The sequence below is a fragment of the Variovorax sp. YR566 genome (assembly GCF_051992195.1).
Lineage (GTDB): Bacteria > Pseudomonadota > Gammaproteobacteria > Burkholderiales > Burkholderiaceae_C > Variovorax.
This window is the reverse complement of the sequence record NZ_CP197092.1, coordinates 4,877,781-4,896,671: the sequence shown is the minus strand read 5'-3', so window position 1 is coordinate 4,896,671 and position 18,891 is coordinate 4,877,781. Positions and strand designations below refer to the sequence as shown.

The window sequence follows — 18,891 nt, the reverse complement described above, 5'->3', positions numbered from 1 at the left end:
CCGTCTGCATGCGGCACCGGTTTCAACTTCTGGAGCTTCCCCATGTCTGCACTTTTCGACGCGACCGCCCTGGTCGTACCGTTTGAAAACCTGAGAATGACCGACGTCGAGGCGGTTGGCGGCAAGAACGCCAGCCTCGGCGAAATGATCTCGCAGCTGCCGCAGGGCGTGCGGGTGCCCACCGGTTTCGCGACCACGGCGCACGCATTCCGCCAGTTCCTGGCCCACGACGGCCTGGCCGACAAGATCAGCAAGCGGCTCGCCGCGCTGGACACCGAGGATGTGCGCGCGCTGGCCACCGCCGGTGCCGAGATCCGCGCCATGGTCGAAGCCCAGCCGTTCCCGGCCGACCTGCAGAAAGCCATTGGCGAAGCCTTTGCCACGCTGAGTGCCGGCAACCCGGCCGCCTCGTTCGCCGTGCGCTCGTCGGCCACCGCCGAAGATCTGCCCGACGCCTCCTTCGCGGGCCAGCAGGAAACTTTCCTGAACGTGGTCGGCATCGATGACGTGCTGCACAAGATGAAGGAGGTGTTCGCCTCCCTCTACAACGACCGCGCCATCAGCTACCGCGTGCACAAGGGCTTCGAGCACGACGTGGTCGCGTTGTCGGCCGGCGTGCAGCGCATGGTGCGCTCCGACCTCGGCGCCGCCGGTGTGATGTTCACCATCGACACCGAATCGGGCTTCGAAGACGTGGTGTTCATCACCTCCAGCTACGGCCTGGGCGAAACGGTGGTGCAGGGCGCCGTGAACCCTGACGAGTTCTACGTGCACAAGCCGACGCTGCGCGCCGGCAAGAAGGCCGTCATCCGCCGCAACCTCGGCTCCAAGCTGATCCAGATGGAGTTCGCCACACCCGAAGAGAAAAAGGCGACCGGCAAGCTGGTGAAGACCACCGACGTCAAGGCCGAGCAGCGCAACCGCTACTCGCTGAGCGACGCCGACGTCGAGCAGCTCGCCAGGTACGCCCTGGTCATCGAGGAGCACTATGGCCGCCCGATGGACATCGAGTGGGGCAAGGACGGCACCGACGGCCACCTCTACATCCTGCAGGCGCGCCCGGAAACGGTGAAGAGCCAGCAGCAGGGCAAGGCCGAACAGCGCTACAAGCTGCTGGGCAAGGGCGCGGTGCTGGCCGAGGGCCGCGCCATCGGCCAGAAGATCGGCACCGGCCCCGTGCGGCTGGTGCACAACATCAGCGAGATGGACAAGGTCCAGGCCGGCGACGTGCTCGTCACCGACATGACCGACCCCAACTGGGAACCGGTGATGAAGCGCGCTGCCGCCATCGTCACCAACCGCGGCGGGCGCACCTGCCACGCGGCCATCATCGCGCGCGAACTGGGCATTCCGGCCGTGGTCGGCTGCGGCGACGCCACCGATCTGCTGAAGGACGGCACGCTGGTCACGGTGAGCTGCGCTGAGGGTGACACCGGCTTCATCTACGACGGCCTGCTCGAAACCGAAGTGACCGAAGTGCAGCGCGGGGTGATGCCCGAGATCGACATCCAGCTGATGATGAACGTGGGCAACCCCCAGCTCGCCTTCGACTTCGCGCAGCTGCCGAACCACGGCGTGGGCCTCGCACGGCTCGAGTTCATCATCAACAACAACATCGGCGTGCACCCGAAGGCGATCCTCGACTACCCGAACGTCGACAACGACCTGAAGAAGGCCGTCGAGTCGGTGGCCCGCGGCCACGCCTCGCCGCGCGCCTTCTACGTCGACAAGGTTGCCGAAGGCATCGCGACCATCGCGGCGGCCTTCTGGCCCAAGAAGGTCATCGTGCGCCTCTCGGACTTCAAGTCGAACGAGTACCGCAAGCTGATCGGCGGCAGCCGCTACGAGCCGGAAGAAGAAAACCCGATGCTGGGCTTCCGTGGCGCCGCACGCTACCTGAGCGCCGATTTCGGCGAGGCCTTCGCCATGGAGTGCGAAGCGCTGAAGCGCGTGCGCAACGACATGGGCCTGACCAACGTGCAGATCATGGTGCCCTTCGTGCGCACCCTGGGCCAGGCCGAGCGCGTGACCACGCTGCTGGGCGAGCATGGCCTGAAGCGCGGTGAGAACGACCTCAAGCTGATCATGATGTGCGAGGTGCCGAGCAACGCCATCCTGCCCGAGGAGTTCCTGAAATTCTTCGACGGCTTCTCGATCGGCTCGAACGACCTGACCCAGCTCACGCTGGGCCTGGACCGCGACTCGGGCCTCGAGCTGTTGGCAGCCGACTTCGACGAGCGCGACCCGGCCATCAAGGCGCTGCTGAGCCGTGTCATCAAGGCGTGCAAGGCCGAGGGCAAGTATGTTGGCATCTGCGGCCAGGGCCCCAGCGACCACCCGGACTTCGCGCTGTGGCTGGCGGAGGAGGGGATCGAATCGATTTCCCTGAACCCCGACAGCGTGATCGACACCTGGCAGCAACTCGCCAAGCGCTGAAGCCCGGACTGCGGAAATCCCCATGGGGGGATTCCCGCGACGGTGGGGTGTTATTGAAACGAATTGCGTAATTGATGCCAGACTTGTGAGATTCACGGGCGCATCCCGGAAGGGAAGACCACCATGATTCTTGTCAAGACGCAAACGGGCCATCAGGTTCTCAAGGACCGCTCGGTCCCTCTGTCGCCGCGCCAGCGCTCGGCCTTCATCCTTTTCGATGGCAAGCGCTCGGTCGATGAGGTGCTGGCCAACGGCATGGGCATTGCCCGCGAAGACATCGACCAGATGGTGGCGCTGGGCCTGCTCGAGCCAGCGGAGGGCAGCGCAGCATCGCCGGCCGCCGGAGGCGCATCCGCCGAGGCAGTGGCGAAACCGGTCGCGCCGGCCGCACCCGCTGCTCCCGCTGTGGGCTCCTCCGGGCGCAGCAAGCAGCAGCGCTACAAGGACGCCTATCCCATCGCCACGCAACTCACCGGTAGCCTGGGCCTGATGGGGTTCCGGCTCAACCTGCAGGTCGAGGGCACGACGAGCTACGAAGACCTCCTGGCGCTGGCGCCCAAGATCCGCGCCGCGGTGGGCCCAGAGAAGGCCGCTGCCCTGGACAAGGCCCTCAACGACTGAGGTGGCTTGCCGAAGTGCGCGCGACAGGGCTATAATCGCCGGCTTTGCCTTGCCACACTGCGCCCGACGCTGCAGGTGGCTTTTCCTCTTCTTCGGAAGAATCCACAAGGAGTGCCATGCGTCACTACGAAATCATTTTGCTGATCCACCCGGATCAGAGCGAACAAGTTCCGGCCATGCTGGAGCGCTACAAGGGCCTGATCACGGCCGGCGGCGGCAAGATCCACCGCGTTGAAGACTGGGGCCGTCGTCAGCTGGCTTACCAGATCAACAAGCTCAACAAGGCCCACTACCTGTGCGTCAACATCGAAGCTGAGCAAACCGTGATGGGCGAACTCGAACACGCGTTCAAGTTCAACGACGCCGTGCTGCGCCACCTGACCGTTCAGAAGAAGAAGGCCGAAACCGGTCCTTCGTCGATGATGAAGACGGTCGAGCGCGAAGAGGCTCGCAAGGCCCAGCAGGCCGAATACGCCGCCAACAACAACTGATGGCGTGACTGCTGCCGCTGCGGCAACCGGGGTCAACCAGCTTCTGCTGACCGCCTCCGTTGCCGAACTCGGAGCATTGCGATTCACACCAGCCGGCTTGCCCGCCATAGACCTGAAGCTCGAACACGAGTCGACGCTTCAGGAGGCAGGTAAACCCAGGCAGGTGAAGACGGCCCTCAAGGCCGTTGCCTTCGGCGCCATCGCCGAACGGCTCGCAAAGCAGTCGATGGGAAGTCTCTGGCGTTTTCAGGGCTTTCTCGCGACACCGGGCAACGGCAAGCATCCGGTCCTGCACATCCAGGATTTTCAGCAAGATTAATTTTCGACAAGAGGTCCCCAAATGGCCACGTTCAAGAAATTCAACAAAGACAAGCGCCCGAAGCGCAACACCCAGTCGCTGCTGTTCAAGCGCAAGCGCTTCTGCCGCTTCACCGTCGCTGGCGTCGAGGAAATCGACTACAAGGACATCGACACGCTGCGTGACTTCATCAGCGAAAACGGCAAGATCATCCCCGCCCGCCTGACCGGCACGCGCGCGATCTACCAACGCCAGCTGAACACCGCCATCAAGCGCGCGCGCTTCCTGGCCATGGTGCCGTACAGCGACCAGCACCGCGTCTAAGGAGTCGACACCATGCAAATCATTCTTCTGGACAAGGTTGTCAACGTCGGCGGCCTGGGCGACATCGTCAAGGTCAAGGACGGCTACGCACGCAACTTCCTGATCCCGACGGGCCGCGCCCGCCGCGCCACCGCCGCCAACAAGGCCGAATTCGAAGCCAAGCGCGCCGAACTCGAAAAGGCTGCGGCCGCCAAGCTGGCCGAATCGCAAGCTCAAGGCGAAAAGCTCGGTGGCACGACCATCAAGCTGACGCAAAAGGCTGGCGTCGACGGCCGTCTGTTCGGCTCGGTCACCAACGGCGACATCGCCGAAGAACTGGGCAAGCAAGGCTACAAGGTTGCCAAGTCGCAAGTGCGCCTGCCCAACGGCCCGATCAAGGTCGTTGGCGACAGCACCGTGAGCGTGGCCCTGCACACCGACGTGGTGGTCGACATCACCGTGACGGTCTACGGCGAAACCGCCTGATCGTCCACAGCGCCTGTGCGCTGCAGCAAAAGCCGCCTTCGGGCGGCTTTTCTTTTTCTGCGCCTGAGTTTTCCAGTCGATTGCACTGGAAGATCACCGTTTATTCACAACCTTGTCCACACGCGCATCGGCGCGCGCGGCTTAGCATGCAGGGTTGCAAGGGAAGTCCATGTCCGCCGTTTTCTCCTATGCCGACAATGACCCGTCGGCCGATCGCCAGGTTGCCCAACTGCGCATTCCGCCTCATTCCATCGAGGCCGAATCCAGCGTGCTCGGCGGCCTGCTGCTCGACAACGGCGCCTGGGACCGCATGGGTGACCTGCTGGTCGACGGCGACTTCTACCGCCACGAACACAAGCTGATCTATGCCGCCATCGGCGGGCTGATCAACGCCAGCAAGCCGGCCGACGTGATCACCGTCTACGAGCAGCTGCAGAACCTCGGCAAGGCCGACGACATCGGCGGGCTGGTGTACCTGAATTCGCTCGCGCAGTACGTGCCCAGCGCGAGCAACATCCGCCGCTACGCCGAGATCGTGCGCGAGCGCTCGATCCTGCGCAAACTGGTTTCCGCCAGCGACGAGATCGCGACCAACGCCTTCAATCCGCAGGGCAAGGCGGTCGACAAGATCCTCGACGAAGCCGAACAGAAGATCTTCAACATCGGCGAAGAAGGCACGCGGATGAAGCAGGGCTTCCAGAGCATGGATGCCCTGGTGGTCGAACTGCTCGACCGCGTGACGGAAATGGCCGAGAACCCGAACGACATCACGGGCGTGCGCACCGGCTTCAACGACTTCGACAAGATGACCTCGGGCCTGCAGCCGGGCGACATGATCGTGCTGGCTGCTCGTCCCTCGATGGGGAAGACCTCGCTCGCGATCAACATCGCCGAGCACGTGGCGCTTGAAGAAGGTCTGCCGGTGGCGGTGTTCTCAATGGAAATGGGCGCCGCGCAGTTGGCGGTGCGTATCGTGGGCTCCATCGGCCGCATTGACCAGGGTCACCTGCGCACCGGCAAGCTCAGCGACGAAGAGTGGCCGCGCCTGACCGAGGCCATCGAGAAGCTGCGCACCGTGTCGCTGCACATCGACGAAACACCGGGCCTCTCGACCAGCGAACTGCGCGCCAACGCGCGCCGCCTTGCACGCCAGTACGGGCGCCTGGGCCTGATCGTGGTCGACTACCTGCAGCTGATGTCGACCAGCACTTCGGGCGACGAAAACCGCGCCACCGCCGTGGGCGAAATCTCGCGCGGCCTGAAGATGCTGGCCAAGGAGCTGAAGTGCCCGGTGATCGCGCTGTCACAGCTCAGCCGGGGTGTGGAAAGCCGTACCGACAAGCGTCCCATGATGAGCGACTTGCGTGAATCCGGCGCCATCGAGCAGGACGCGGACATCATCATGTTCATCTACCGCGACGACTACTACAACAAGGAGTCGAAGGAGCCGGGCGTGGCCGAGGTGATCATCAGCAAGCACCGGAACGGCCCGACAGGCACCATCAAGCTGGCCTTCCTGAAGCCGATCACCAAGTTCGAGAACCTGGTGGGCTACAGCCACAACGACGAGTACTGAGTCGGCTCGGAAGGTCGTCAGCTGGAGCCGTTGCCGGACCAGGGCGGCGAGTCCGATGGCTTCTGCGGCACCACCTTGCCCTGCGCCGTCTCGGCCTTCATCTGTCGAAGCATGTCTGCCAGCGTCTTGCCCGGCTCGTCGCGAAAGCGCTCGGGCAGCACCTCGATCGCGTCCATGCGATCCAGGCGAAACCCCCGGAAGTCATTGCGCAGCTCGCACCAGGTCGAGAGCGTCCAGACCTTGCCCCAATAGAAGCAGCCGAGCGGCCGCACCGTGCGCTCGCTGGCATCGCCCGATACGTCGTGGTACTGCAGCAGCAGCTTGTTGTGCGACTGCACCGCCTCGCGCAGCGTCTGCAGCCGCGCGCGCAAGGTGTCGTCCAGGCCCATTGCAGGTGCGTAGAGCGCCAGTGCCTCGGCCGAGACCCGCGCCGCCGGTGGCAGCACCGACAGGATCTTGCCCAGCCCGGTCTCGATGTCGCGTGCCAGTGCCGGATCGACCCAGCTCTGCGCAAGCCGCGCCGCGGCCACCAGGGCCGAGGCCTCGTCCTGCGTGAACATCAGCGGCGGCAGCTCGAAGCCGGCGCCCAGCCGGTAGCCCACGCCTGCCTCGCCCTCGATGGGCACGCCCTGATGCTGCAGATCGGCCACGTCGCGGTACACGGTGCGCTCCGACACTTCGAGGCGCTGCGCCAGGAACGCGGCCGTGGTCAGCCGGCGCCCGCGGATGAGCTGCACGAGTTGGAACAGGCGGTCTGCGCGGCGCATCAGCGTGTTCCGGTGAGCTTCTTCGCGAAGTCTTCGACGAAGTAGCGCTTGCCGCGCTGCACGACCGTGTGGCCTTCGGCTTCGAGCTTCGACATCTGCGCCTCGATGCCGCCGGGATACTTGGGGTTGAGCTCGCCACCGATCTTGAGGGTGCGCCAGTAGGGCGTTCGTTCTTCCGTCCTCTCTGCCTCCTCGGCCGCATGCGCGACCATGTGCGCAAAGATCGCCGTGGTCACGGTGCAGCCGATGGTCGCCTGGTGGCGCAGTGCGATGTCCTCGCCGATGCCCATCACCGTTGCGAGCCGGCCTTCCGGAATGCTGCGCATCGCAGCTTCGACCTCCCGCGGCGACGGCGTGGCGATGGTCCCTTCGCCGCGCCGGGAGCGCATGGCGGCGGGAATCTCCTTGACGTTCGGCAGGTGAGGGTAGCTGGCCAGCCGGTCGCGCCAGCTCTTCTTGGGGCTCATGAAACTCCGATGTGGATCGCCACCTTGTCCGGCCCTTCGTAGGCTTCGAAATCGCTGCGGTAGCGGCGCGCGACTTCCGGGTGCGCCTCGAAATACTGCCAGATGCGCTGCCATGTGGCGATGACCATCTGCGGCATCTCTCCGTGGCCGGTGAACACGAGATAGTCGCCTGCCTCGACGGCGCGGCTGCCCTCGCTGCCCGAGACGGCGACACCCGCCGTCACGTCGAAGGCGCCGTGGGCGTCGGATTCGTAGGCCGAGTAGACGCTGAAGATGCGAGCGTCGCCGGTGCGGTCCGGCGTCGATGCGTAAGTCTCTTCGCCGAAGAAGCGGCCCCACAGCTTGCCGATGCGGGCGGTTGCGGGCTCGTTCTCCTCGCGGTTGGTGGTGCGGATGGTGAGGCCCGCGACGTGAAAGGCGCCCTGATGTTGGCGGGTAGGTTCCATGGGGGGGCTTCTCCTCAAAGCGACAGTGTTTTCAGATCGGCCTTCATGGCCTGGGCGATCTGTTTCATGTCGGCGTCGGTGACGTCGAACATGCCAAAGCGAAACTTGTAGCCCCATTGCTTGGGGTTCTCGATGAAGGCCAGGCGCTCGATCAGTGGTGCGATTGGCGCCTCGTGCCCGGCTGCATAGCTCACGTCGCGCCGCCACGGCACGAAGCCGTTGCCCATGTCGAACTCATACGGCTCGCCGGGTTGCACGACGCCGATCGACACGAAGCTCTGCAGCCTGTCCGTGCCACCGAACACCGTGGACGGTGAATAGTAGGCGACGCGGTCGCCCGCTGCGAGCCGCTTGAGCGGCGAATGCTTGCCGTGGCCGACCTGCATGAAGCCGAGCGGCCGGTGGTCGCGGCCGAGCCGCGCGTGCTCGGCGCTGGCCACGGCAATCCAGTTGCGTTGCGTCATGACGGGATCAATCCAGCGCGTGCAGGCCGACTTCGTTGCCTTCGGTGTCGCGCATGTGGGCGATGAAGCCCATGCCGGGAGGCAGCGCAGACTTTGGCGCCACGATCTGCCCGCCGGCGGCTTCGACCCGCGCAAGCACGGCGTCGATGCCGGGGTTGCAGTCGAGGTAGATGCGGATGCCCGTGCCGGCGCGCGCGCTGGCGTTGGCACCGGCCTGCAGGGCACCGCCCGTGGCGGGATCGTCGTAGGGGAACACGGCCAGCGTCTCGCCGCCGAAGTTCTCGCGGCGCAGCTTGCGGGCCAGCACGGTTTCGTAGAAGGCCTGGGCGCGGTCCATGTCGGCGACCGGGATCTCGAACCAGCTGATGGCGTTCTGTTTTTGCATTCTGGGGCTCTCTTTCGTGTCGGTTGAAGGAGCCCTGATGGTGCGAGCCGCCTACTGACAACGTCTTGTCAGTAGCCTGTCATGGCGGGCGAAAAAAAGCCCGCGATGCTCCGGGGAGCATGCGCGGGCTTGTGTCGGCTGGTGCCGCTGGTTCTAGAGCACGTCGCTTGCGAAATCCGCCAGCCGTGAGCGTTCGCCGCGCGCCAGCGTGATGTGCCCGCCGTGCGGCCAGCCCTTGAACTTGTCGACCGCGAAAGTCAGGCCCGAGGAGCCTTCCGTCAGGTACGGCGTGTCGATCTGCGCGAGGTTGCCCATGCAGATGATCTTCGTGCCGGGGCCGGCACGGGTGATCAGCGTCTTCATCTGCTTGGGCGTGAGGTTCTGCGCCTCGTCGATGATCACGTACTTGTTGAGGAAGGTGCGTCCGCGCATGAAGTTCATGCTCTTGACCTTGATGCGGCTGCGGATCAGCTCGTTGGTGGCCGCGCGGCCCCACTCGCCGGCACCGCCGCCGTCGCCCTTGGCCAGGAACTCGAGGTTGTCGTCAAGCGCGCCCATCCAGGGGCCCATCTTTTCCTCTTCCGTGCCGGGCAGGAAGCCGATGTCTTCACCGACGCTCACGGTGGCGCGGGTCATGATGATCTCGGTGTAGCGGCGGTCGTCGAGCACCTGCGTGAGGCCGGAAGCCAGTGCCATCAGGGTCTTGCCGGTGCCGGCGGTGCCGGTCAGCGTGACGAAGTCGATCTCCGGGTCCATCAGCAGGTTCATCGCGAAGTTCTGCTCGCGGTTGCGCGTGTTGACGCCCCAGACCGCGTTCTTGCCCGAGCTGTAGTCCTTGAGCGTCTTGAGCACCGCGGTCTTGTCGCGGATTTCGGTGACGCGGGCGTACATGCTCGGCTCGCCGGGTGCCTCGAAGTACACGAACTGGTTGATGTACAGGTTGGGCACCAACGGACCGCTGATCCGGTAGAAGGTGTTGCTACCGCTCTGCCAGCTTTCGACCGTCTTGCTCTGGCGGGTCCAGAAGTCGGGCGGCAGTGCGAGCGAACCGGCGTAGAGCAGGTCGCCGTCTTCCAGCGTCTTGTCGTTCTGGTAGTCGTCGGCGGCCAGGCCCAGCGCGCGCGCCTTGACGCGCATGTTGATGTCTTTCGACACCAGCACCACTTCCTGCTTCGGCTTGCCCGGGCGGTCCTTGGCGTACTCGTCGCGCAGCGCGTGCACCACGCCGAGGATCTGGTTGTCGGCCTTGCCCTGGGGCAGGCTGATCGGCAGCGAGTAGTCGAGTGGGGCGGTCTGGAAGAACAGCCGGCCGCCGGCTTCGCGATGGCCAGTGGTGTCGAGCTTCAGGCCCTTGTCGATGTCGGCGTCCTGGGCGCCGGCCAGCGCATCGAGCGTGCGGCTGGTCTGGCGGCCGTTGCGCGCGACTTCGGTGGTGCCTTTCTTGTGGCCGTCGAGTTCTTCCAGCACGATCATCGGCAGGAAGATGTCGTGCTCCTCGAAGCGGAACAGGCACATGGGGTCGTGCAGCAGCACGTTCGTGTCGAGCACGAACAGCTTGGCCGGACCGGTGGACTTGTTGCGTTTGGGGCGTGTCGGCGCTTGCGGCGCAGGGGCGGGAGCTGGGGTGACTTCGATGACCGGCGCCTTCCTCGTCTCGACCTGCACCATGGCCTCCGGTTGCGGTGCGCTCACGGGCGCCGGTGCCGGCGCAGGTTTGGATCTGGCCCGGCGCGTCGGGCGCGTGGTGGCGCCGCCAGCGCCTTCAGTGCCGAGGCTGTCGAACAATTCCAGCGGCTGCGGGCTGTGCACCGTGGCTTCGTCAGCGCGCGAATCGCCGGAACGGCGCGAGCCCCTGTGCGAGGACCGGGCAGGCGCATCGAGTGCGTCCGGCGAGAGCAATGCAGCGCGTTTCGTGGGGGCGGGGGGCAGTGGCATGTGTCAGATCGCTCGCAGAAAGTGGGAACCAGAAAACGAAAAAGCCGCCTGAAGACCAAGGCGGCTTTGTTCGGGGGATGCGGTCGTGGAGCTCAACGGCATGAAACCATTATGCACACCGCAGATGACGAGTCGGAGGCTCTTTACGCGTTGCGTTGGGCATTCCCCACGCCAGAGCGGAAAAGTGCACGGCCGGCTCGCCGGGCAGCAGTCAGGCTGCCTTCTTGAGCGCCTTGACGGCCTTGAGCACGTCGTCGACATGGCCGGGAACCTTGAGCCCGCGCCATTCGGCCTTCAGGATGCCGTCGGCGCCGATCAGGAAGGTGCTGCGTTCGATGCCCTTGACCTTCTTGCCGTACATGATCTTGTTCTTGACCACGCCGAACATGTGGCACATCTTTTCTTCCGTGTCGGCGATGAGCTCGAAGGGCAGTTCGAGCTTGGCCTTGAATTCGTCGTGCGACTTCATGTTGTCGCGGGACACGCCGAACACCGTGGCACCAGCCTTTTCAAAGTCCTTGTAGCGGTCGCGAAACTGCATGGCTTCGGTGGTGCAACCCGGAGTGTTATCTTTCGGGTAAAAATACATGACCAGCACGTGGCCGAGATGCGAGGTATTCGAGACCTTGAGGCCGCCCGTGGCGTTGGCGTCGAATTCAGGAATGGGTTTGTTGACAACGATCGCCATGAAACTTGTTTTCTCCGTTAGATTCCGTTCCCGAGCCCTCTCGTCCCGTTTCGGACGGGACTCGCTCAAGGAATGGAGGATTGGTCGTTGCTAACTTTGGGGTAGCGGGCCTGTTCGCAACCCGGTATTTTACCCCGAAAATACCTCTCTCAGCCACCCGCCGGGCTCTCGACCAGCAGGGCGGCAATCACGTGCCGGCCTTCTCCGGCCAGGATGTTGTAGGTTCTGCAGGCCGCCGCGGTGTCCATGGTCTCGACGCCGGTGCGCTGCGCCATCAGGGGCTTCAGCCATGCGGGCTGGGGGAAGCGGATACGGTTTCCGCTGCCGAAAATGATCAATTCCGCACCCAGGGCCGCCAATTGCGCGAAATGTTCGGCGCCGAGCTGATCGAAGCTTGAACAATTCCATTCGAAGCGCTCGCCGCGCGAGCCAACCACTACGCTGCCTTCGACTTTTTCGTTGTTGATTGCCACCCAGCCGGGGCCGTGTGCGGTGAGGGACTGAGCGTCGGATTTGTCGGGCTGGAGCTTCATCTGGGCACTGGGAACTGTGGTCAAATTATAGGTTTTCCCTAGTGCCACGGGGCTCGCAAGGGCCTTTGACTCCGCGGTGACCCCGCATCAAGCGCATCCAAGCAACTCCGTAACCCGCGCCCGGGAGGGCCTTTTGAAGCAGCTCAAGAAATCGGCCAAGCTGGCCAACGTTCTTTATGACATCCGCGGTCCCATCATGGACGCCGCCAAGCAGATGGAAGAGGACGGCCAGAAGATCATCAAGCTCAACATCGGCAATCTGGCCGTGTTCGGCTTCGATGCCCCCGAGGAAATCCAGCAGGACATGATCCGCAACCTGCCCACCTCGGCCGGTTACTCTGACAGCAAGGGCGTCTTCGCCGCGCGCAAGGCGGTGATGCACGAGACGCAGAAGCAGGGCATTGCGGGCGTCACCCTCGACGACATCTACCTCGGCAACGGCGCCAGCGAGCTGATCGCCATGTCCACCAACGCGCTTCTCAACGACGGCGACGAACTGCTGCTGCCGGCCCCTGATTACCCGCTGTGGACTGCCTCCACGAGCCTGTCGGGCGGCACGCCGGTGCACTACCTGTGCGACGAAGCCAACGGCTGGATGCCCAACCTCGACGACATCCGCGCCAAGATCACGCCGCGCACCAAGGGCATCGTGGTCATCAACCCGAACAACCCGACCGGCGCGCTGTACTCGAACGATCTGCTCAAGAGCATCGTGGCCATCGCGCGCGAGCACGGCCTCGTGATCTTCGCCGACGAGGTCTACGACAAGGTGCTGTACGACGGCGTCAAGCACACGGCCATTGCCAGCCTGTCGACCGACGTGCTCACGCTCACCTTCAATTCGCTGTCCAAGAGCTACCGTTCGTGCGGCTACCGCGCCGGCTGGCTCGTGGTGTCGGGCGACAAGCGCAGCGCGCAGGACTACATCGAGGGCTTGAACATGCTCTCGAACATGCGCCTGTGCGCCAACGTGCCGGGCCAGTGGGCCATCCAGACCGCGCTCGGCGGCTATCAGAGCATCAACGACCTCGTGTGCGAGGGCGGTCGCCTGCGCCGCCAGCGCGACCTGGCCTACGAGCTGATCACCGCCATCCCGGGCGTGAGCTGCGTCAAGCCGAGCGCCGCGCTCTACATGTTTCCCAAGCTCGACCCCGAGGTCTATCCGATCGAGGACGACCGCCAGTTCTTCCTCGAGCTGCTGAAGGAAACCCGCGTGATGCTGGTGCAGGGCACCGGCTTCAACTGGGCCACGCCGGACCACTTCCGCATCGTGTTCCTGCCCCACGAAGACGACCTGCGCGAGGCCATCAACCGCATCGCGAAGTTCCTGGAGCAGTACCGTTTGCGCCGCAAGTCGCGCTCATGAAATCTGCCTGCATCGCTGCTGCGGCGCTGTCGCTCGCCGCGTTGTCCGCCGGAGCCGCCGACAAGGAGCTTGTCTCGTTCTCGCACAACGACTGGGAGCTGGCCTGCGACAACACGCGCACCTGCCGCGCCGCCGGCTACCAGCCGGAAAGCGGGGCGAGCGAGCCGGTGTCGATGCTCATCACCCGCAAGGCCGGGCCCGGCACGGCAATAGACATCCAGCTGCAGATCGGCGATGACGACGGCGTCAAGGGCCCGCTGCGCTTCAAGGTCGGCAAGGCCACCGTCTCGGGCCTGGCTGCGGGCACCGCCAGCTTCGACGACAGCCAGGTCCGCACCGTCCTGCCCGAGCTGCTCAAGGGCGACGACGCCACGGTGACCGCCAACGGCGGCAGGAAGTGGACCCTTTCGCTCGTCGGCCTCAACGCCGTGCTGCTGAAGATGGACGAGGCCCAGGGCCGCGTCGGCACGCCGGGTGCGCTGGTGCGCCGCGGCAGCAAGCCCGAGTCTTCGGTGCTGCCGCCGGTGACGGCCCCCGTCGTGAACGTGGTCGTGCCGCCGAAGGCGCACCCCGGCGACGACGCGCTCGCCGCGCGCATCTTCCCGTTCCTGAAGCTGGACAGCGCCAAGGAAGACTGCAACAACCGCGAAGACATCAACGCCAAGTCGCTGACCGTCTCGCGCCTGACCGACCGGAAGGTGCTGCTGTCGCTGGGCTGCGGCATGGGCGCCTACAACTATTCCAGCCTGCTCTGGATCGCCAACGACAAACCGCCCTATGCGCCGGTGTCCATCGAGGCGAATGGCGACTTCGACGAGAAGGAAGGCAGCGTCACTTCTGCCATGAAAGGCCGAGGCATCGGCGACTGCTGGTCGAGCGAGACCTGGCATTTCAACGGCAAGGACTTCGTGCGCACCGGCTCCACAGGTGACGGCATGTGCCGCGGCTTTGCCGGCGGCGCCTGGACCTTGCCCCGCTACGTCAGCCGCGTCGTGACTTCCACGCCGTCAGCCACCCCATCCAAACCATGAACGCGACTCTCCCAATGAAACCCATCCAAGTAGGCCTGCTCGGCGCAGGCACGGTCGGCAGCGGCACCTTCAAGGTGCTCCAGCGCAACCAGGAAGAAATCAAGCGCCGCGCCGGCCGTGGCATCGAGATCACCATGGTGGCCGACCTCGACACCGCCCGCGCCCGCGAAGTGGTCGGCGAAGGCGTCAAGGTGGTCAGCGACGCGCGCGAAGTCATCGCCAACCCCGACATCGACATCGTCATCGAGCTCATCGGCGGCTATGGCATTGCCAAGCAGCTGGTGCTCGAGGCCATCGCGGCCGGCAAGCACGTGGTTACGGCCAACAAGGCGCTGCTCGCGGTGCACGGCACCGAGATCTTCGCGGCCGCGCACGCCAAGGGCGTGATGGTGGCCTTCGAGGCTGCGGTGGCCGGCGGCATCCCGATCATCAAGGCGCTGCGCGAAGGCCTCACTGCCAACAGCATCCAGTGGCTGGCCGGCATCATCAACGGCACCACCAACTTCATCCTGTCCGAGATGCGCGACAAGGGCCTGGACTTCGCGACCGTGCTCAAGGAGGCGCAACGCCTGGGCTACGCCGAAGCCGACCCGACCTTCGACATCGAAGGCGTGGACGCCGGCCACAAGGTCACGCTGATGAGCGCCATTGCCTTCGGCATTCCGGTGCAGTTCGACAAGGCCCACATCGAAGGCATCACCAAGCTCGCCGCGCAGGACATCAAGTACGCCGAACAGCTGGGCTACCGCATCAAGCTGCTGGGCGTTACCAAGCGCACCGCCAAGGGCATCGAGCTGCGCGTGCATCCGTCGCTCGTGCCGTCGAAGCGCCTGCTGGCCAACGTCGAAGGCGCGATGAACGCGGTGGTGGTGCACGGCGACGCAGTCGGCACCACGCTCTACTACGGCAAGGGCGCCGGCAGCGAGCCCACGGCCAGCGCCGTGATCGCCGACCTGGTCGACATCACCCGCCTGCACACCGCCGACACCGCGCACCGCGTGCCGCACCTGGCCTTCCACCCCGACGCGATGAGCGACCTGAAGGTGCTGCCGATGTCGGAAGTCGTCACCAGCTACTACCTGCGCCTGCGCGTGGCCGACCAGGCCGGCGTGCTCGCCAAGGTGACGGGCCTGCTGGCCACCGCCGGTATCAGCATCGACGCCGTGCTGCAGCGCGAAGCCGACGAAGTGGGCGGCGAGGGCTCCACGCAGACCGACCTCATCATCCTCACGCACGACGCGCGCGAAGGCACCGTCAATGACGTCATTGCCGAGCTGCAGGCGCTGCCGACCGTGCTCGAACCCATCGTGCGCATCCGCAAGGAAGAGCTGAAGTGAACTACCTGAGCACCCGCGGCCACCCCGACCGCAAGCGCTTCTGCGAAATCCTTCTTGAAGGCCTCGCGCCCGACGGCGGCCTCTATCTGCCCGAAACGTATCCGCAGGTCGACACCGCCACGCTCGCCAAGTGGCGCGCGCTGCCGTACGCCGAGCTGGCCTTCGAGATCCTCTCGCTCTACATCGACGACATTCCGCAGGCCGACCTGAAGGCGATCTGCGCGAAGACCTACACAGCCGAAGTGTTCGGCACCGACGAGATCGTGCCGCTGCGCGAGCTCGAAGACGGCGTGTACCTCGAAGCCCTGTCCAATGGCCCCACGCTGGCCTTCAAGGACATGGCAATGCAGCTGCTGGGCAACCTGTTCGAGTACGAACTGGCCCGCCGCGGCTCCGAGCTCAACATCCTCGGCGCCACCAGCGGCGACACCGGCAGCGCGGCCGAATACGCCATGCGCGGCAAGAAGGGCGTACGCGTCTTCATGACCTCGCCCGACGGCCGCATGAGCCCGTTCCAGCAGGCGCAGATGTTCAGCCTGCAGGACGCCAACATCCATAACATCGCCATCACCGGCGTGTTCGACGACTGCCAGGACATCGTCAAGGCGGTGTCGAACGACCTGGGCTTCAAGCGCAAGTACCGCATCGGCACGGTCAACTCGATCAACTGGGCGCGCCTTCTGGCGCAGGTCGTCTATTACTTCGCGGGCTATTTCCAGGCCACTGCGAGCAACGACAAGCCGGTGAGCTTCACCGTGCCCTCGGGCAACTTCGGCAACGTCTGCGCGGGCCACGTGGCGCGCATGATGGGCCTGCCGATCCAGACGCTGGTGGTCGCCACCAACGAGAACGACGTGCTCGACGAGTTCTTCCGCACCGGCGTGTACCGCGTGCGCGCGGCCGTCGACACGCACGAGACCTCCAGCCCGTCGATGGACATCAGCAAGGCCAGCAACTTCGAGCGCTTCGTGTTCGACCTGGTCGGGCGCGACTCCGCCAGGCTGCGCCAGCTGTTCGTGGACGACCTGGGCCTGCAGGGCAGCTTCGACCTGAGCGCCGACCCGGCGTTCAAGCAGGCCGCGGGGCGCTTCGGCTTCCGCAGCGGCCGCAGCACGCACGCCGATCGCCTGGCCACCATCCGCGACACCGAGAAGCGCTTTGCCACGTTGATCGATCCGCATACGGCCGACGGCCTCAAGGCCGCGCGCGAGCAGATCTCGCCCGGCGTGCCGATGGTGGTGCTCGAAACCGCGCTGCCGATCAAGTTCGCCGCGACGCTGGTCGAGGCGTTGGGCGAAGAGCCCGCGCGGCCGAAGAAGTTCGAAGGCATCGAGGCGCTGCCCAAGCGCGTCGTCAAGCTGCCGGCCGACGCGGAGGCCGTCAAGGCCTACATCGCAGAGAACTGTGACTGATCACGGCCGAGCTCCCGCATGAAGGTCGTCGGTTTCGCCGGCTATTCGGGCGCGGGCAAGACCACGCTGCTCGAGCGCCTGATTCCGGCGCTCAAGCGGCTCGGCCAGCGCGTGTCGGTGGTCAAGCATGCACACCACAAGTTCGACATCGACCATCCGGGCAAGGACACCTACCGCCATCGCGAGGCCGGCGCCTTCGAGGTGGTCGTGGCGTCAGACAAGCGGCTGGCCGTGATGCGCGAATTCGAAGTTTCCGTTGAACTCAGCGTGCACCAGTTGCTGGCCGAGGTGCACCCGGCGGCCGACTGGGTGCTGGTCGAAGGCTTCCGGCACAGCGACGTGCTCAAGATCGAGGTCTGGCGCGAGCCGGAAGCGGGCGAGCCTTCGCGGCCCGTGCTGTACACCAACGATCCCTTCGTCACCGCCGTGGCCACCGACGCGCCGGCCAGCCTGCCGTCGCCGACCGAACGGCCGCTGTTCGACCTCAACGACGCCGAGGCCATTGCGAAGTGGTTGATCGACAGCGGCGACCGCTTCGAATACAACCCCGATCACCATGGCTGATTCACCCGTTCCTTTTTCCGCTTCTTCTTCGCGCCCGCCGCTGATGCCTTTGGACGAGGCCATCGCGGTCCTGCTCGCGAAGGCGCAGCCGAAGCTGCCCACCGAAAGCGTCGGCACCTTCGACGCCGACGGCCGCGTGCTGGCGCAAGACCTCGTCTCCGGCCTCACGGTGCCGCCACGTGACAACAGCGCGATGGACGGCTACGCGGTGCGCGTGGCCGACTGCGCTGTGCCGGGCGCAGAGCTGACAGTGGCGCAGCGCATTCCCGCAGGCACTGTCGGCACGCCGCTCGCGGCCGGCACTGCGGCGCGCATCTTCACGGGTGCACAGATCCCGGAGGGGGCCGACGCGGTCGTGATGCAGGAAGACACCACGGCCACGCCGCAGGAAGGCAGCCTGGGCTCGGTGCGCATCGCCATCGTTCCGGCGGCCGGGCAGTGGATTCGCCGTGCCGGCGAAGACGTGGCCTCCGGTGACGTCGTACTGAAGCAGGGCGAACGCCTCACGCCAGCCGCACTCGGCCTCGCGGCCAGCGTCGGCTTTCACAAGCTGCAGGTGGCCCGCAAGCCGCGCGTGGCCATGCTCTCCACCGGCGACGAGCTGGTGATGCCCGGCGAGGTTGCGCCCGACGCGATGAAGCCCGGCGCCATCTACAACTCGAACCGTTTCTTCATGCGGGCCCTGCTGCACCGCCTGGGCTGCGAGGTGAACGACCTGGGCATCGTGCCCGACGACCGCGAAGCCACCATCGCCGCGTTGCGCAACGCGGCTGAGGCCAGCGATCTGATCATCACGACCGGCGGTGTCTCCGTCGGCGAAGAAGACCATATCCGTGCGGCGCTGCAGTCGCTTGGCGAGCTGCAACTCTGGTCGCTGTCGATGAAGCCCGGCAAGCCTTTTGCCTATGGCTCCATTGCGCGCAGCAACGGGCAGGGCGCATGCCATGTGACGGGGCTGCCAGGCAATCCGGTGTCGAGCTTCCTCACCTTCCTGATGCTGGTGCGGCCCTTCCTGCTGACGCTGCAGGGTGCCACGCGCGTCGCGCCGGAGGCGGTGAAGATGCGCGCCGATTTCGACTGGCTGCGTGCCGACAAGCGCCGCGAGTTCCTGCGCGCGCGGCGCAATGCGGCCGGCGGCCTCGACCTGTTCGGCAACCAGAGTTCGGGCGTGCTCACGTCGATGGTCTGGGGCGACGGCGTGGTCGACAACCCGTCGGGCCAGACGATCAAGTCGGGCGACACCGTCAACTTCATTCCGTTCGCATCGCTGCTGGGCTGAATCCCG

At 65.4% G+C, this 18,891-nt stretch carries 21 protein-coding genes; 13 read left to right on the top strand and 8 right to left on the bottom strand.

What is annotated here, in order from left to right; translation table 11 throughout:
- The first annotated feature begins 42 nt into the window (after positions 1-42).
- From ppsA to dnaB, 7 genes are all read left to right on the top strand, one after another.
- Positions 43-2,436: a phosphoenolpyruvate synthase gene (gene ppsA / locus ACTG4X_RS22970; protein ID WP_093077679.1), complete on the top strand. Its 2,394-nt coding sequence runs from the start codon at positions 43-45 to the stop codon at positions 2,434-2,436.
- A gap of 123 nt (positions 2,437-2,559) precedes the next feature.
- On the top strand, positions 2,560-3,057 hold the full coding sequence (locus ACTG4X_RS22965) for a hypothetical protein (protein WP_097198747.1): 498 nt from the start codon (positions 2,560-2,562) through the stop codon (positions 3,055-3,057).
- Between the two features lie 116 nt (positions 3,058-3,173).
- Complete coding sequence (gene rpsF, locus ACTG4X_RS22960) at positions 3,174-3,548, top strand: 30S ribosomal protein S6 (protein ID WP_093051100.1); 375 nt, start codon at positions 3,174-3,176, stop codon at positions 3,546-3,548.
- A 4-nt stretch (positions 3,549-3,552) separates the two neighbouring features.
- A complete protein-coding gene (gene priB, locus ACTG4X_RS22955; protein ID WP_093051097.1) occupies positions 3,553-3,867 on the top strand; it encodes a primosomal replication protein N in 315 nt (104 codons plus the stop codon).
- A 21-nt stretch (positions 3,868-3,888) separates the two neighbouring features.
- Entirely contained in the window at positions 3,889-4,170 is a 282-nt protein-coding gene (gene rpsR / locus ACTG4X_RS22950; protein WP_007830781.1) for a 30S ribosomal protein S18, read from the top strand.
- Between the two features lie 12 nt (positions 4,171-4,182).
- Complete coding sequence (gene rplI / locus ACTG4X_RS22945; RefSeq protein ID WP_093051094.1) at positions 4,183-4,635, top strand: 50S ribosomal protein L9; 453 nt, start codon at positions 4,183-4,185, stop codon at positions 4,633-4,635.
- A 169-nt stretch (positions 4,636-4,804) separates the two neighbouring features.
- Positions 4,805-6,211: a replicative DNA helicase gene (gene dnaB, locus ACTG4X_RS22940; RefSeq protein ID WP_093051090.1), complete on the top strand. Its 1,407-nt coding sequence runs from the start codon at positions 4,805-4,807 to the stop codon at positions 6,209-6,211.
- A gap of 17 nt (positions 6,212-6,228) precedes the next feature.
- Here dnaB and ACTG4X_RS22935 read toward each other — a convergent pair whose 3' ends face one another.
- From ACTG4X_RS22935 to ACTG4X_RS22900, 8 genes are all read right to left on the bottom strand, one after another.
- Positions 6,229-6,978, bottom strand: coding sequence for a helix-turn-helix transcriptional regulator (locus ACTG4X_RS22935; protein ID WP_440531980.1), 750 nt, complete (start codon positions 6,976-6,978; stop codon positions 6,229-6,231).
- Positions 6,978-7,445, bottom strand: a complete 468-nt coding sequence (locus ACTG4X_RS22930; protein ID WP_440531979.1) for a 6-O-methylguanine DNA methyltransferase — start codon at positions 7,443-7,445, stop codon at positions 6,978-6,980. The genes ACTG4X_RS22935 and ACTG4X_RS22930 overlap by 1 nt, the downstream gene beginning before the upstream one ends.
- Positions 7,442-7,891: a GyrI-like domain-containing protein gene (locus ACTG4X_RS22925; protein WP_440531978.1), complete on the bottom strand. Its 450-nt coding sequence runs from the start codon at positions 7,889-7,891 to the stop codon at positions 7,442-7,444. The genes ACTG4X_RS22930 and ACTG4X_RS22925 overlap by 4 nt, the downstream gene beginning before the upstream one ends.
- Before the next feature lie 14 nt (positions 7,892-7,905).
- Positions 7,906-8,355, bottom strand: a complete 450-nt coding sequence (locus ACTG4X_RS22920) for an EVE domain-containing protein (protein ID WP_440531977.1) — start codon at positions 8,353-8,355, stop codon at positions 7,906-7,908.
- 7 nt (positions 8,356-8,362) lie between these two features.
- Positions 8,363-8,740, bottom strand: coding sequence for a VOC family protein (locus ACTG4X_RS22915; protein ID WP_258353967.1), 378 nt, complete (start codon positions 8,738-8,740; stop codon positions 8,363-8,365).
- Positions 8,741-8,893: 153 nt separating this feature from the next.
- Positions 8,894-10,675, bottom strand: a complete 1,782-nt coding sequence (locus tag ACTG4X_RS22910; protein ID WP_440531976.1) for a PhoH family protein — start codon at positions 10,673-10,675, stop codon at positions 8,894-8,896.
- Positions 10,676-10,886: 211 nt separating this feature from the next.
- Positions 10,887-11,363 (bottom strand): peroxiredoxin, encoded by a 477-nt coding sequence (locus ACTG4X_RS22905; protein ID WP_007830801.1) that lies wholly within the window; start codon positions 11,361-11,363, stop codon positions 10,887-10,889.
- Positions 11,364-11,512: 149 nt separating this feature from the next.
- Positions 11,513-11,896: an Mth938-like domain-containing protein gene (locus tag ACTG4X_RS22900; RefSeq protein ID WP_093203314.1), complete on the bottom strand. Its 384-nt coding sequence runs from the start codon at positions 11,894-11,896 to the stop codon at positions 11,513-11,515.
- Positions 11,897-12,029: 133 nt separating this feature from the next.
- On the opposite strand from ACTG4X_RS22900, the gene ACTG4X_RS22895 reads away from it, so the two are divergent.
- The 6 genes from ACTG4X_RS22895 to ACTG4X_RS22870 are packed head-to-tail and all read left to right on the top strand — an operon-like array spanning position 12,030 to position 18,885.
- Positions 12,030-13,262: a pyridoxal phosphate-dependent aminotransferase gene (locus ACTG4X_RS22895; RefSeq protein WP_093051067.1), complete on the top strand. Its 1,233-nt coding sequence runs from the start codon at positions 12,030-12,032 to the stop codon at positions 13,260-13,262.
- Positions 13,259-14,293: a DUF1176 domain-containing protein gene (locus tag ACTG4X_RS22890; protein ID WP_440531975.1), complete on the top strand. Its 1,035-nt coding sequence runs from the start codon at positions 13,259-13,261 to the stop codon at positions 14,291-14,293. The genes ACTG4X_RS22895 and ACTG4X_RS22890 overlap by 4 nt, the downstream gene beginning before the upstream one ends.
- Before the next feature lie 14 nt (positions 14,294-14,307).
- The gene (locus ACTG4X_RS22885; protein ID WP_440531974.1) at positions 14,308-15,630 is read left to right on the top strand and encodes a homoserine dehydrogenase; all 1,323 of its coding nucleotides are present in this window, start codon (positions 14,308-14,310) and stop codon (positions 15,628-15,630) included.
- Positions 15,627-17,042 (top strand): threonine synthase, encoded by a 1,416-nt coding sequence (gene thrC, locus ACTG4X_RS22880; RefSeq protein ID WP_440531973.1) that lies wholly within the window; start codon positions 15,627-15,629, stop codon positions 17,040-17,042. The genes ACTG4X_RS22885 and thrC overlap by 4 nt, the downstream gene beginning before the upstream one ends.
- 18 nt (positions 17,043-17,060) lie before the next feature.
- Positions 17,061-17,606 (top strand): molybdopterin-guanine dinucleotide biosynthesis protein B, encoded by a 546-nt coding sequence (mobB, locus tag ACTG4X_RS22875; RefSeq protein WP_093177088.1) that lies wholly within the window; start codon positions 17,061-17,063, stop codon positions 17,604-17,606.
- The gene (locus tag ACTG4X_RS22870; RefSeq protein WP_097198755.1) at positions 17,599-18,885 is read left to right on the top strand and encodes a molybdopterin molybdotransferase MoeA; all 1,287 of its coding nucleotides are present in this window, start codon (positions 17,599-17,601) and stop codon (positions 18,883-18,885) included. The genes mobB and ACTG4X_RS22870 overlap by 8 nt, the downstream gene beginning before the upstream one ends.
- The last annotated feature ends 6 nt before the right edge of the window (positions 18,886-18,891 follow it).

Excerpts from the sequence above, each read along its gene's own strand:
- ppsA (WP_093077679.1), top strand. The coding sequence starts at position 43 with ATGTCTGCACTTTTCGACGCGACCGCCCTGGTCGTACCGTTTGAAAAC.
- ACTG4X_RS22965 (WP_097198747.1), top strand. The coding sequence starts at position 2,560 with ATGATTCTTGTCAAGACGCAAACGGGCCATCAGGTTCTCAAGGACCGC.
- rpsF (WP_093051100.1), top strand. The coding sequence starts at position 3,174 with ATGCGTCACTACGAAATCATTTTGCTGATCCACCCGGATCAGAGCGAA.
- rpsR (WP_007830781.1), top strand. The coding sequence starts at position 3,889 with ATGGCCACGTTCAAGAAATTCAACAAAGACAAGCGCCCGAAGCGCAAC.
- rplI (WP_093051094.1), top strand. The coding sequence starts at position 4,183 with ATGCAAATCATTCTTCTGGACAAGGTTGTCAACGTCGGCGGCCTGGGC.
- dnaB (WP_093051090.1), top strand. The coding sequence starts at position 4,805 with ATGTCCGCCGTTTTCTCCTATGCCGACAATGACCCGTCGGCCGATCGC.
- ACTG4X_RS22935 (WP_440531980.1), bottom strand. The coding sequence starts at position 6,978 with ATGCGCCGCGCAGACCGCCTGTTCCAACTCGTGCAGCTCATCCGCGGG.
- ACTG4X_RS22930 (WP_440531979.1), bottom strand. The coding sequence starts at position 7,445 with ATGAGCCCCAAGAAGAGCTGGCGCGACCGGCTGGCCAGCTACCCTCAC.
- ACTG4X_RS22925 (WP_440531978.1), bottom strand. The coding sequence starts at position 7,891 with ATGGAACCTACCCGCCAACATCAGGGCGCCTTTCACGTCGCGGGCCTC.
- ACTG4X_RS22920 (WP_440531977.1), bottom strand. The coding sequence starts at position 8,355 with ATGACGCAACGCAACTGGATTGCCGTGGCCAGCGCCGAGCACGCGCGG.
- ACTG4X_RS22915 (WP_258353967.1), bottom strand. The coding sequence starts at position 8,740 with ATGCAAAAACAGAACGCCATCAGCTGGTTCGAGATCCCGGTCGCCGAC.
- ACTG4X_RS22910 (WP_440531976.1), bottom strand. The coding sequence starts at position 10,675 with ATGCCACTGCCCCCCGCCCCCACGAAACGCGCTGCATTGCTCTCGCCG.
- ACTG4X_RS22905 (WP_007830801.1), bottom strand. The coding sequence starts at position 11,363 with ATGGCGATCGTTGTCAACAAACCCATTCCTGAATTCGACGCCAACGCC.
- ACTG4X_RS22900 (WP_093203314.1), bottom strand. The coding sequence starts at position 11,896 with ATGAAGCTCCAGCCCGACAAATCCGACGCTCAGTCCCTCACCGCACAC.
- ACTG4X_RS22890 (WP_440531975.1), top strand. The coding sequence starts at position 13,259 with ATGAAATCTGCCTGCATCGCTGCTGCGGCGCTGTCGCTCGCCGCGTTG.
- ACTG4X_RS22885 (WP_440531974.1), top strand. The coding sequence starts at position 14,308 with ATGAAACCCATCCAAGTAGGCCTGCTCGGCGCAGGCACGGTCGGCAGC.
- mobB (WP_093177088.1), top strand. The coding sequence starts at position 17,061 with ATGAAGGTCGTCGGTTTCGCCGGCTATTCGGGCGCGGGCAAGACCACG.
- ACTG4X_RS22870 (WP_097198755.1), top strand. The coding sequence starts at position 17,599 with ATGGCTGATTCACCCGTTCCTTTTTCCGCTTCTTCTTCGCGCCCGCCG.